The 13,531-nt window shown below is 57.7% G+C and carries 6 protein-coding genes; 5 read left to right on the forward strand and 1 reads right to left on the reverse strand.

Translation table 11 applies throughout. The features are described 5' to 3' along the window. Positions 1 to 114 precede the first annotated feature (114 nt). The 4 genes from AC0YNU_RS15650 to AC0YNU_RS15665 all read left to right on the forward strand — a co-directional run bounded on the left by AC0YNU_RS15650 (position 115) and on the right by AC0YNU_RS15665 (position 10,650). Positions 115 to 1,770, forward strand: coding sequence for an SGNH/GDSL hydrolase family protein (locus tag AC0YNU_RS15650; protein ID WP_475758093.1), 1,656 nt, complete (start codon positions 115 to 117; stop codon positions 1,768 to 1,770). A gap of 114 nt (positions 1,771 to 1,884) precedes the next feature. Beyond that, positions 1,885 to 4,032, forward strand: a complete 2,148-nt coding sequence (locus AC0YNU_RS15655; RefSeq protein WP_475758095.1) for a GH92 family glycosyl hydrolase — start codon at positions 1,885 to 1,887, stop codon at positions 4,030 to 4,032. 202 nt (positions 4,033 to 4,234) lie between these two features. Beyond that, positions 4,235 to 5,563: a response regulator gene (locus AC0YNU_RS15660; RefSeq protein WP_475758097.1), complete on the forward strand. Its 1,329-nt coding sequence runs from the start codon at positions 4,235 to 4,237 to the stop codon at positions 5,561 to 5,563. Positions 5,564 to 5,880: 317 nt separating this feature from the next. After that, a complete protein-coding gene (locus AC0YNU_RS15665; protein ID WP_475758099.1) occupies positions 5,881 to 10,650 on the forward strand; it encodes a sugar-binding protein in 4,770 nt (1,589 codons plus the stop codon). A gap of 346 nt (positions 10,651 to 10,996) precedes the next feature. Here AC0YNU_RS15665 and thrC read toward each other — a convergent pair whose 3' ends face one another. After that, positions 10,997 to 12,385, reverse strand: coding sequence for a threonine synthase (gene thrC / locus AC0YNU_RS15670; protein ID WP_475758101.1), 1,389 nt, complete (start codon positions 12,383 to 12,385; stop codon positions 10,997 to 10,999). A gap of 161 nt (positions 12,386 to 12,546) precedes the next feature. Here thrC and AC0YNU_RS15675 point away from each other — a divergent pair, with 161 nt between their 5' ends. Continuing rightward, on the forward strand, positions 12,547 to 13,527 hold the full coding sequence (locus tag AC0YNU_RS15675; protein WP_475758103.1) for an aldo/keto reductase: 981 nt from the start codon (positions 12,547 to 12,549) through the stop codon (positions 13,525 to 13,527). Positions 13,528 to 13,531 lie beyond the last annotated feature (4 nt).

Genomic DNA, 13,531 nt, shown 5'->3' on the forward strand with positions numbered 1-13,531 from the left:
ATACTTAAACTTATGATTCATGATCCGGTTAACTTCTCCTTCCCGGAAGGATGTCACGCATCGATCAAGAAATGGTGTATAGACACTGTAACGAGAAGGGGAGTAATCACGACGATGCCGAGTAAGAATCAAGTCGTAGACAAAGGGACTTGCCGCGTGGTTTGCGATGCGCAATCGCCTTGGCAGGTAAAGGTGATGCCCGGAACCATCCGAATGGCGGACGGACGAAGCATCGCGATTGGGGAGGAGAAGTCGCTGCCCATACGTCCCGGCGGCAGCAGAGCGTACCGCAATCAACGGTATGCCATGACCGGGGAAGCGCGGCAGTCGCCCTGCTTCTGGAATGGCGAGGATATTCGGGGAAGCGGAGGCATGCCGTATCAACGAATGGTGCCGGATACGCTTCGCGTGCACGACCAAAGCCAGTCCGTTCTCTATCGGCCGGAAGAAGACTATAGCTTCGATTATTACTGGGGGACGATTAAGCGGCATCCCGAAGGACGCATCGCGGAGGGCGAGCTGCTGCTGCTGGATTATGACGTGTGGCTCTGCCGCTATGATTCCATCGTGCTGCGGGAGGACGGGGAGATCGTCGTCATCGAGGGGCTGACGGAAGCACCGGAATCCCGCGAGTTGTTACTGCCGGATCCGCCGGTCGTCCGCGATGGCATCGTGCTGGCCAATGTGTTTACCGGTTGGGGCGAGGAATCGTTATACGACGGGGGAGCGGGCATCACGCTGAAGGAATCGTTGGAAGACCAGGAGGAATCGCCGACTCCGGTGCTGTCGGGCCGGTATTTGGATGCGACGCCTCGCGTGTACGAGGTGGAAATCATCGCTTATTCGCCGGACGATTGCTCCATCTTGCTGCTCATGGCTTCGGCAGGCATCGATTACGGCCGGGAACGCAGCCTGGATCGGACTTCGCTGCGCTGGACGGATCCGATAACGGCTTCGCTGGATAACCCGGTGCCGCTGGTCACGCTGAGCGAGTATGGACATACGGTCGATTGGGGGCTATCCCTTGATTTCAGCACGGTGCCGCCGGAGTCCTTGAAGGCGGGAGCCAGCTACCGAATCCATGCCAACCCGCAGTCCATCATGAATTTCCCGCATTCGAAGGAAGAGGCGCCCGCAGCGATTCCCGTACTGAATAAGGCGGCGCTAGAGCCCTTCAGGCAGAAGCTGCTCGCCGGCAATCCGGTGCGAATCGCCTTCTACGGGGAAAGTACGACGCGTTCGGGACGTTGGCCGTATCAGTTGGTGCGCGCGCTGCGTCACGGCGCTCCTTCTTCCACGATCTATTCTTCCAATGTGGCGATCGGAGGGGAAAGCTCCGCCCGCGGCCTGCTGCGGTATGAGCATGAGGTGAAGAGCGTCAACCCCGATCTCGTCATTCTGGAATACATGCTGAACGATTCCGGGCTTGGCGCAGGGGCTGAGCCGGCCATACGCGGCATTCTCGAGCACCTGCGGCGGGATGGCATCCCGTGCCTGATCGTAACGAACAACGGCATGCACCCGTTATTCTGCGGCTCGATGCGACAGGTTGAAGCTTCGCATGAACGCTACCGCAGGCTTGCCGAGGAATTCGACTGCGCGTTCGTCGGCGGGTTTACGTACTTTCAGCGTCTGCATGAGTTCGGCGTCTATTATTTGACCGAGCTGAAGGGCAATATGGTTAATCATCCGTACGGCAACGTGGATCCCGACTGGGGCAGCTACGATCATGCGCTTGGACAAGCAGTCGTCAATGCCGTGGCGCCGTAACAAGGAAGTCGATCATAAGCATAGGAATACCCGTACTTTTTGGAGGTTTGCCTTATTTAGCTGGCCATGCTGCCTTGCTACAATAGATAGGACTGAAGATACGGAGGGGATTCCATGCTAGCTGTCGACTATGTAAATCCGATGATCGGAACGATCGGCCATCTGCTCACTTCAACCTCGCCGACCGTTTCGCTGCCTCACGGCATGATGAAGCTCGCGCCGATAACGACGCCGGGCATTATGGACAAATATTTGGCTGAACGGATATTCGGGTTCCCGGCCGGGTGCGCCTACCTCATGCCGACCCACGAGGCGGACCTGCCCGATCCGTCCAAGCTGTCTTCGCTCTACGATCACGATTTGGAGCATGCGGCGCCTTATGCGTATGACGTTCTGCTGGAGGACGAGGGCATCCAGGCGGAAATGACGGTTGCCTATCAATCCGCCGTCTATCGTTTTGGTTATCCGAACCGTCCGTCCGCCGTGCTGGTCGTCGGTTTTCCCAAGAACGGAAGCTTGACGCTGCTCTCGGACCGCTCGATATCGATTACGGGCACGCTGAACGGCGTCCCTCATTATACGCATCTCGAGTTCTCGGAGCCAGTCGTTGCAATCGGCGAATGGCAGTCGGAGCGGCATGCCGGACGCGTGCTCCGCGCGGCAGCCGAAGGCGGTTTGCTTGAGGTGCGCGCAGGCGTCTCTTATATCGACGGCCAACAGGCGAAATGCAATTTGAGCAGCGAGCTGGACGAACGCTCATTCGAGCAGACGAAGCAGGCCGCCCGCGAGATTTGGCAGAACGCGCTCAGCCGCATCGAGGTGACCGGAGGGTCTGAAGAGCAGAAGACGGTTTTCTATACGTCGCTCTATCGCTCCCTGCTCAATATGAGCAGCATTACGGAGGACGGCCGCTATTACAGCGCCTACGACGGCCAGGTTCATGAGAGCGGCGGCCGTGATTTCTACGTGTCGGATAATATTTGGGATACGTATCGCTGCCTTCATCCGCTGCAGCTGCTGCTGGATTCGGAACGGAAGCAGGACATGATTCACTCGTATGTGCGCATGTACGAGCAATGCGGCTGGCTGCCGCAATTTCCTTTCGTGCAGGGCGATTTGCCTGTCATGACGGGCAATCACACGGCTGCGTTCATTTATGACGTATACACCAAGGGTTACCGGAACTTCGATGCGGCCAAAGCCTTCGAGGCGATGAAAGTCAACGCGACGGAAGTGACGATGCTTCCATGGGTTCACGGGCCGCTCACGGAATTGGACCGCGTCTACCTGGATCAAGGCTTCTATCCTGCGCTTCGTCCGGGGGAGAAGGAATGGGTGAAGGAAGTCGACGGCTTCGAGCGGCGGCAGTCCGTCGCCGTCACGCTGGAGCATGCCTACGACGACTGGTGCGTCGCGCAGATGGCCCGGGAGCTCGGCCGAGAGGATGACTACGCCTATTTCATGGAGCGCTCGCAGAATTACCGCAAGCTGTACAACGACGCAACCGGGTTTATGTCGCCCAAATCCGCAGACGGCGAATGGGTGGAGCCGTTCGATCCCAAGCTCGGCGGCGGGCTGGGAGGCAGGGATTATTTCTCCGAGTGCAATGCCTGGATCTATAGCTTCCATGTCCAACACGATATCGAAGGACTAATCGAGCTGATGGGCGGCGCGGACAAATTCGAAGAGCGGCTGGATGCGCTGTTCGCCGAGCAATATGACGGCTCGAAATATCATTTCCTCGGACAGTTCCCGGATGCGACCGGATTGATGGGCCAGTATTGCCAGGGCAACGAACCGGCCTTCCATATTCCGTACCTGTACAACTACACGTCGTCTCCGTGGAAGACCCAGCGCCGCCTGCGGGAAATCATGAAGCTGTGGTACCAAGCGACGCCGACCGGCATTTGCGGCGACGAGGACAATGGCGCGATGTCGTCTTGGTACGTGTTCAGCGCGATGGGCTTCTATCCGATCTGTCCGGGCAAGGCGAGCTACGAGCTTGGCAGTCCGCTGTTCGAACGAACGGAGATCGCGCTTGGCGGCGGCCGGACGTTCACCATCCATGCGGAAGGCGTATCCGGACGCAACAAATACATTCAATCGGCGGAAATCAACGGCAAGCCGCTGGCCGAGCCGCGCATCAACCATGAGGATTTGGCGGGCGGCGGCGTCTTGACGCTGCGGATGGGGGAGCGTCCGAACAAAGCTTGGGGAACATCCGCGGCCAAGGAGCTCGCAGGTCGGATGGACAAGATTTGACAAGTTGAATTATCATAGGGAATGGAGACGGCGACGGTAACGTCGCCGTTTTGTTCCAAGCGAAGGAAATATCAGTTTCCAGTATTCTTTGCTTCTATCATAAAAGGGCAGAAACCCGTAGCGCCCATGGCGGCCGCCGGTTTCTCTCACGATTCATGAAGAAGTCTAGCGAAGAGTAAACCGCTCGGGGGGACGATCTGGCATGTATCAGCTATTGATTGTTGACGACGAGAAAGTAATACGCGACGGCTTGGCCGCTTGGACATGGGGGGACCATGATATCGAAGTCGCCGGTTGCTGCGCCCATGGTTTGGAAGCGCTTCAATTCCTGTCGGGCCATCCGGTCGATATCGTGATGACCGACATTCGCATGCCATTCATGGACGGAATTGCGTTGATGGAGTCCCTTCATCGCAGCTACCCGTTTATTAAAGTCATCGTATTATCGGGTTATAGCGATTTCAGCTACGCCCAAAAAGCGACGCAGCACGGCGCGGTCGACTATTTGCTGAAGCCGGTGTCTTTCTCGGAGCTGTCTAATTCGATCAAGCGCCTGACAGTCCGGCTTGACGAGCAGAAGCAGAATCGGCAGCGACTGGAGGTGCTCACGCGCAAGGCCTCTCAGCTGACGAAGGTGCTGCGGGACGATTTTCTCGGCAGGCTCTTCGAGAAGCCGCTGCAGAGCGAGGTGCTGGAGCAGGATGCCGCGGCGGGAGAGGTGCTCCTGGAAGCGGAGAGCTACACAACCGCCGTCATTCAGCTGGACAGGCTGGCGATCTACGATAAGCGCATCTCGGAGCGGGAACAGAACCTATTGGCATTCTCGCTGGATAATATTTTGGGCGATCTCTGGGACTCGCAGCATTTCGGCTATCATCTGGTCGATCGGGCGCGGTTGGAGGTCTATTTGCTGTCCAAGGACGGCAGCCGGCAGCGCTTCACGGATATCGTCGGTCAGCTGCATCGTTATGTCGGGCTGTTCAAGTCAACCTTCTCCGTCGGTATTGGCGTGACGGTCACGGACCCGTCGGCGATTCATCGTTCGATGCAGTCTGCGAGGTCAGCGCTTGCCGGCAACGAAGAGGAAGGTTCCGTTAAAGTCGCTTATTCGTACATAGAGGGCGCAGCATTCGAACCACAGTCAACAGCCGCGGAGCCGGCCGAAGAAGAGAGTCTGGAGGAGGACGACGCCTCCCGCGACAGCATTATTCTCGTGGAAGCGAAGAGGTTCATGAAGGCGAATTACGGCCGAAGCCTGACGTTGAAGGAGGTTGCCGACCATGTCTTTATTTCGACGGGCCATCTCTCTTTATTGTTCAAGAATGCGGGAGAGCGGTTTTTGAAATATTTGACGACGATTCGAATGAACAAAGCGAAGGAACTGATGCTCGACAACAGCTACAAGGTCTACGAGATCGTGGAGCTGGTCGGTTACTCGGATCCGGCTTATTTCTCTGAAGTCTTCAAGAAGTATACCGGTAAAACGCCGAATGAATACAGGGGGAAATTGAAGCAGTCCCGCAACGGTTAAGCCTAGACGGAGGGCAGGTCGCTCATATATAAAAACAGACATATGTTACCAAAATAGTTGAATAAACCATAGAAATCGGAATGTTGTCCCCTATCCGCTGTGCGGGGGTGATGATACGATCTTCTCGCTATGATATGCAAGCGATAGAAAGGAGGAGCGTGACGAAAGTCAGGCTGATTGCCGTCCGTCGACCGGCCCGATTCAAAGGGACAGGCGTAAGCGTCAGTGCAGTCATGGCCTTCAGCGCATGTCGCTAGGTAGAGCAGCATGAGAGAAATCGGACAATCCCAATCCCAAACATCGTCAGGAGGATTTGATTGAACAACAAGCCGATAACCAGATGGACGGCGCTCGTACTCGCAGCGCTGCTCCTGCTCTCCGGGTTCATTCCCGGCACTTCCCTCAGCACCAAGGCGAACCCGCTTCCAGGAGAAGTATTAACGACTGTGGACGCCAGCAGCGTCCCGTATGCCGGTCGATGGATCGATAATACGACGCAAACGGCCTTCACCTTCACGGGCACGCAATGGTGGAGCGATGAATGGTCCTGGCTCTACAATAACGTCAGCAATGCGACTGACGCGGTCACGTTTCATTTTACCGGCGATTACATAGCCCTCAACATGACGAAGCATGCATATGGCGGCAAAGTGAACGTCTATGTCGACGGCACCTTGAAGAGCACGATCGATACGGTCAACCCGACTTGGGTGGAATCCGAGAAGGTGTTCGAGCAGACGGGCCTGACGAATGCCGCGCATACGCTCAAGGTCGAGGTGGCGGGCAAGTCCGTCGCGACCGATGCGTACGTGCTGATCAAGTCGTTCGTGTACGGCACGCCGCCGGCTCCGAACCTGGATCCGCCGCCGGCGCCTGCAGCGAACCATACGCTCGTGAACGCGGCCGCCGTGCCGAATTCGGGCCAGTGGACCGGCAATACGACCCAGACGGCCTTCACGTTCACGGGCACGCAGTGGTGGAGCGACAGCTGGTCGTGGATGTACAATAACGTCGCCAACGCGAACGAAGCGGTCCAGTTTGCTTTCACGGGCAACTCCATCGCGCTGTACATGACGAAGCACGCGGAAGGCGGCAAAGTGAACGTCTATGTCGACGGCACGCTGAAGAGCACGGTCGACACCGCGAACGCAGGCTGGATCGAATCGGCTAAAGTATTCGAAGATACGACGCTGACGCAAGGCGCGCATACCATCAAAGTCGAGGTGGCAGGCAAGTCGATTACCGGGAATGCCTACGTCTTAATCAAGGCTTTCGATTACGGCACGCTGCCTCCCGCGAATTTGGACCCGCCGCCGGCACCGGCATCGGGACATACGCTAGTAGGCGCAAGCACTGTTCCGAATACGGGCCAGTGGACCGCCAATACGACGCAGACGGCATTTTCCTTTACCGGCACGGGCTGGTGGAGCGACAGCTGGTCATGGATGTACGACAACGTCGCGAATACGAACGATGCCGTTCAGTTTAATTTCACGGGCAACTCCATCATTCTGTACTTGACGAAGCATGCGGAGGGCGGCAAAGCGAACATCTACGTGGATGGCACGCTGCGCACGACCGTCGATACGGCGAACGCAACCTGGATCGAATCGGCGAAGGTATTCGAGGATGCAGCTCTGACGCAGGGGGCGCATACCCTTAAGGTCGAAGTGGCGGGCAAGTCGATAACCGGGAATGCTTACGTCTTAATTAAGGCGTTCGACTATGGCGTTCAGCAGTCATCCGGCAATTACGATCCGCCGCCGGCGCCTGCAACGGGCCATACGCTCGTTGACAAGAACGCCGTTCCGAACAGCGGCCAATGGACGGCCAATACGACCCAATCGGCTTTCAGCTTCACGGGAACAGGCTGGTGGAGCGACGGCTGGTCATGGATGTACGACAGCGTGGCGAACGCGAATGAAGCGGTCCAGTTTAACTTCACGGGCAACTCCATCAAGCTGTACCTGACGAAGCATGCCCAAGGCGGCAAGGCGAACATCTACGTCGACGGCACGCTGAAGACGACGGTCGATACGGCGAATGCGACGTGGGTCGAGTCGGCGAACGTTTACGAGCTGACGGGGCTGACGCAGGGCGCGCACAGCATCAAGATCGAGGTGGCCGGCAAGTCGATCGTGGGCGACGCGTACGTGTTGATTAAGGCGTTCGACTACGGCTCCAATCAGTCGAATCCCGATCCGGGCACGGATCCGGACAAAATCGTGGTAAACGCGAGCAGCAATCCGCATTCGGGCGGATGGTCCACCAATGCGGCCGAGCCGGAATTCACGTTTAACGGCGCTGGCTGGTGGAGCGACGGCTGGTCATGGATGTACGATAACGTGGATAATACCGACGAGTCGGTCGATTTCCACTTTACGGGCACGACGATCGCGCTGTACATGACGAAGCAAAGCCAGGGCGGCATCGTGAAGGTTTACATCGACGGCCTCCTGGAGAGCACGGTCGATACGTACAATGCCACATGGGTGGATACGGCCAAAGTATTCGAGGAAACCGGTCTTCCGGCCGGCGCCCATACCCTCACGGTCAAAGTGTCGGGCAAATCCATCTCCGGCAGCGCCTATGCGCTAATCAAGGCGTTCGAATATACGCCGAGTCAAGGCGGCGGAACGAGCCCGTACAAATTCAAGCTCATAAACGTGACGAGCCCGACGTATTATTCGACGGTAAGCAGCGGCACGGTCGGCGTAACGTTCTACGCGCCCGGCTTCACGAAGGCGAGCGCAGAGTCGCTGCACGCGCCGGACGGCGCGCATACCAATCCTTACGGCTACATGAAGGCGCTGACGTCCGCGGACATCAATCTTGACCAGAACGACAGCGGCAAAGGGACGTTCACGTTCAACGCTTCGGACTTCCCGAAAGGTCCGGTCGCGATTCATATCCGGGCGTGGAATGCGAGCGGGGAATCCGACGACAGCTACCTTCAGATCATCAATAATGCAGGATCGACGACATGGAACGGCGGACCTGGCAACACCCGCAGCACGGTGCCGGCAGCGATCGCGGCCCATGGGTTGACGATGCAGCAGGTGTTCCTGGACGACTTTACGACGCTGCCGACCATTTCGTACACGGGTACGGGCGATACCAAGTACGCCGCGGCCAAGCCGGACCCGTACGGCTGGCCGGAGTACGCGGACGCCAAATTCACGCCGCCGAACTGGACCTACGGCGCCGCGGTCAATTACAGTCCGTTCTCGATCGTGAATTCGGATTACATGAAGATCGAGACGAAGAATTGGGATTCGGTCATCGAGCCGAATTGGGGGCAGAAGTACACGACCGGCTTCCTCGCTTCGATGGGCACCGACGGCTCGGGGTTCGTGACGAAGCCAGGCGCTGCGCAATACTTCGAGACCCGTCTGTTCCTGCCTCCGAACCCGGGCTTGTGGCCGGCATTCTGGACGCTGACGCCGAACGATCCGAACGGCAGACCCGGCAATGACGAGCTCGACGTGCTCGAGGCGTACATGGGCGGCAATCCGACCACGACGACCTACAATCACCATACGTGGGGCGACGGCTACGGCGGCATCCATACGGGCGGCACGGCCAGCACGAACAGTTTCGGCAACGGGGTGAACCTGTCCGAGGGCTGGCATACGTACGGCATGCTGATTACCGAGAATACGACGTACTATTATTTTGACGATCAATACATTCCGAACTCCTCGCATGCGACGCTCGACCGCAGCTGGACGGTGGGCAACTACTTCATGATCAACAATGCGTTCCGGAAGAGCGATGCCGATTCTTACCGCGGCGGTTTCGACCGTTACGGGAAAACGGGCGAAATGTACGTAGACTGGGTACGGGTGTTCCAAGTTCAGAATACGGGCTTCACGCCGGTATTCACGGAGACGACGGCAACGCCGGGCAGCACGGTATCCATTGATATTCAGCGCGGTTCCGATGTGCAGGCGTTGTCCGGCACGTACAACATGACCCTGCCGACGGGCTGGTCGGTCGCTTCGGGCGGCAGCTTTACGTCGGGTCATGCAAAGGATACGATCGTTCTCAACGTACCGTCCAGCTTCCAGCAGTTCCAAGGCACGATCGGCATTACCCCGGTTGCGGGCGGCACGACGTACCCGACGAAGAACGTCAGCTTCACGACGAAAGGGCTGTACAGCACGGAGATTTCGCCGTCGCTGAACGCCTCGGGCGGCTATAACTTGAATTTCAAATACAGCAACCATGCGGCTGGCGCGGTGTCGAACATCGTCATCAACGCTACCGGCCCGAATGGCTGGACGCAGTCGAAGACGATTTCCACTGTTGCAGCGAATGCCTCGGGAACGGCGGTCTTCACGATTCCGACGCTGGACAGCTATGCGCCTGGCTCGTTTACGTTCCATGTCTCGCTGAACGGCGGCTACAGCTTCGACGTGCAGCGCGCGATCAGCGCGCTGGCGGCGAAGAAAACAGCTACGCCGATCACGATCGACGGCACGATTCACGCCAGCGAATGGACGGGGGCGACGGACATCGTGCTCAATCAGGCTTCCCAAGCTTCCGGAACATGGGGCGGCGTCAATGACCAAAGCGCGACGGCGAAAGTGAAATGGGACGACGATTACCTGTACCTGACCGTACAGGTGAAGGATGACGTTCATTCCATGACGCAATCCAACATCGTGGACGCATGGGCAGGCGACAGCCTGCAGGTGTCGATCGATCCGGCTCGAGCGTCCGGTCCCGTCACGGCCGGCCCGCACCTCAGCTTCACGTCGGCGCTGAATTCGTCGACGGGCGCCTACGGCATCGCGGTCGACCGGTCGGATTACTCGGCGCTCGGGCTCAGCTACGGCCAGCTGCTGACACGGAGCCACAGCTTCGTGAAGCGGGATGAAGCGGCGAAGACGACGACGTACACGCTTGCCTTCGATTGGGACGACATACGTCCGGCTGCTTATGCGGGTTCGAAGGACATCGGAATTTCGTTCGTCATTAACGACAGCGACGGTTCGGGCCGCAAGGGTTGGTTGTCCTACATGGGCGGTATCGCGAACGGCAAAGATCCAGCGCAATTCGGAGATTTGATTTTGGCTGACTAAGTCTAGTAATTGAACAAGAGGACCCCGCGGAATGCGGGGTTCTTTTTGTTGGGGGCTGAGGTTAGGAAAGAGCCGCACCCAGTGCAGTACATGGGTGGAAAAGCAGCGAGATCGGAGCAAGAGGTGTACCCAGTGCAGTACATTGTCGGAAAAGAGGCGAATTCGGTGCAAGAGGTGCGCTGGGTACACGACATAGCGGATAAGTTGATCAAACGAGACCACCAAATAAAAAAGAGCCGAAAAGTCCATTGGACTTATCGACTCTCTCATCTTGCCGCTTGGATTCTGAAGTCCATGCGGGAGCTGTGCATGACGTGATGCTGCTCATCGTGCATCAAACATTCTTCTAGAAGAAGCGCACCAGCTGCTCCGATACCGCTTCGTTCGTACCGATGACGCGTGTCTGGAACTGCGGCTTGTTGGACAGCGCCTGGATTTGGGCCGGCGCCGTTTGTTTGATGTCGATGAGGCGGATCGCTTCGTCGAACTTGGCCGGATGTGCCGTCGACAAGGCGACGGTCACTTCATCGTCTGCCGTGAAGCGGTGAGCCGCTGCCACGCCGCATGCCGTATGCGGGTCGAGCAGATAACCGTACTCCTTATAGCAGCTGCTGATCTCGCTCAAGCATTCGTCGTTCTTCACGGCGTATGCAGCGAAGTCGGCTTGCACCTGCTCGAGGGCAGCGCCGGAGACGACGATTTGGCCATCACGCTTGAAGCTGTCCATCAGCCCGGAGATCGTGCTTGCGTCTTCGCCGTTCAAGTAATACAAGTAGCGCTCGAAATTGCTGGCGACCTGGATATCCATGGACGGGCTGTGCGTGCCGCGGAATTCGCCCGGCTGGTAGACGCCTGCCGTTACGAAGCGCTCCAAGATGTTGTTCTCGTTCGTCGCCAGAATGAGCTTGTGAATCGGCAGACCCATGCGCTTGGCCAAGTAACCCGCGAAGATATCGCCGAAGTTGCCTGTCGGCACGCTGAAATTGACCTTCTCGCCTTGGCCCTGCTTGGCCAGCTGGAAGTAAGCGTAGAAATAGTAAACCGTCTGCGCGAGGATCCGCGCGATGTTGATGGAATTGATCGCACGCAGGTGGTACTGCTGCTTGAAGGAGACGTCCGCGAACAGCTCCTTGATTATGCGCTGGCAATCGTCGAAGTTGCCGTCGACGGCCAGGTTCAGCACATTAGCGTCGTCGACCGTGGTCATTTGCAGCTCCTGCACTTTGCTTACTTTTCCGTGCGGATGCAGGATGCAGATGCGAATGCCTTCTTTGCCGCGCACGCCTTCGATCGCGGAAGCGCCGGTATCGCCTGAGGTCGCGCCGAGGATATGAATGGTCGAATTGCGTTTCTTCGAAATATAACCGTAGAGGTTGCCGAGAAATTGCAAGGCGATGTCTTTGAACGCGAACGTTGGACCATGGAACAGCTCCAGGATATGCAGGCTGTTGTTCACGCGCCGTACGGGCGTCACTTCGTCATCGCGGAAAGTGCCGTAGCTTTCGTCGACCAGCTGCTTGAGCTCTTCGCGGGGGATCTCGCCATCGACAAAGAGCGAGAACAGCTCCAAGGCAAGCTCCGGATAAGAGAGCTGCTGCCAGGCGCCCAGCGTAGCTTCGGATAATTGCGGGATGTGATTCGGAACGATCAGTCCGCCGTCGTCCGCCAGTCCCATCAGGACAGCGTCGATAAAGCCGACAGGTGCGATTTTCCCTCGTGTGCTGATATAGTCCATAACGATCCCCTTCAACAAATTTTCAATTATTGTATCAAAATTCGCGGGTAATTCCCATCATAATTTCCGATTGGCGCGATTTGACATGATTCAGGGCTTGGCGGGATACTAATCTTGTCAGGAGAGAACGTACATTCACACACGGACAGGAGAGATCGACCATGGACTATCGCCGTCTTGGAAGGAGCGGGCTCGCCGTATCGGTGCTCGGATTAGGCACGAACGCGTTCGGCAAACGCGCTGACCGCGCAGCATCGACTGCTATCATCGACAGCGCCTTGGATAGCGGAATCAATTTCATTGACACGGCCAACATCTATGCGGGCACGGAATCCGAAACGATCATCGGACATGCGTTGAAGGGAAAACGCGACGGCGTCGTGCTGGCGACGAAAGCGGGACTGCCTCGCAGGGAAGGACCTAACGGCAGCGGCTCATCCAGGTATCACCTGCAGCGCGAATTGGAGGAGAGCCTGACGCGGCTCCAAACCGATTATGTCGATCTGTACCAAATCCATACTTTCGATCCGTATACGCCGCTCGAAGAAACGCTTCGCACGCTGGACGACTTCATCCGCTCCGGCAAGGTACGCTATATTGGCGCGTCTAACTATGCGGCCTGGGAGCTGACGAAGGCGCTGGGCATCAGCGCGCTTGAAGGGTTCAGCCGTTACGTTTCCACGCAGGTCAGCTATTCGCTGGCCGATCGTACGCCGGAGCGCGAGCTCGTCCCGGCCTGCCTGGATCAGGAAGTCGGTATTATTCCATACTTCCCGCTGGCCGGCGGCATCCTGAGCGGGAAATACGCGTCTACCCCGTCCGGCGCCGCGCCGAAAGGATCAAGAGCCGAAACGGACCCGAATTTCAATCGGTTCATGGGAGATCGCGAGCTGGCGCTTGGCCAAAGGGTGGCCGACATCGCAAACGCGCATGGCTGCCAGCCCGGCGCGCTGGCGCTGGCCTGGTTGATGGCGCGGCCTGGGGTAGCTACGGTGATCGCGGGTGCGACGAACCCCGGTCAGGTGGAGGATAACTTGAGCAGCCTCTCGATTGCACTGACGCCCGAGCTGCAGGCCGAGCTGGACGCGGCAAGCGAGCCTTTCCGCCACGGGGACCCATTCGCAGTTTATCGGCTGCCTTAGATTT

The organism is Paenibacillus sp. J31P316 (assembly GCF_056269105.1).

What these genes read in the sequence shown, in the direction of transcription:
- AC0YNU_RS15650 (WP_475758093.1), top strand. Translation starts at nt 115, where the DNA reads ATGCCGAGTAAGAATCAAGTCGTAGACAAAGGGACTTGCCGCGTGGTT.
- AC0YNU_RS15655 (WP_475758095.1), top strand. Translation starts at nt 1,885, where the DNA reads ATGCTAGCTGTCGACTATGTAAATCCGATGATCGGAACGATCGGCCAT.
- AC0YNU_RS15660 (WP_475758097.1), top strand. Translation starts at nt 4,235, where the DNA reads ATGTATCAGCTATTGATTGTTGACGACGAGAAAGTAATACGCGACGGC.
- thrC (WP_475758101.1), bottom strand. Translation starts at nt 12,385, where the DNA reads ATGGACTATATCAGCACACGAGGGAAAATCGCACCTGTCGGCTTTATC.
- AC0YNU_RS15675 (WP_475758103.1), top strand. Translation starts at nt 12,547, where the DNA reads ATGGACTATCGCCGTCTTGGAAGGAGCGGGCTCGCCGTATCGGTGCTC.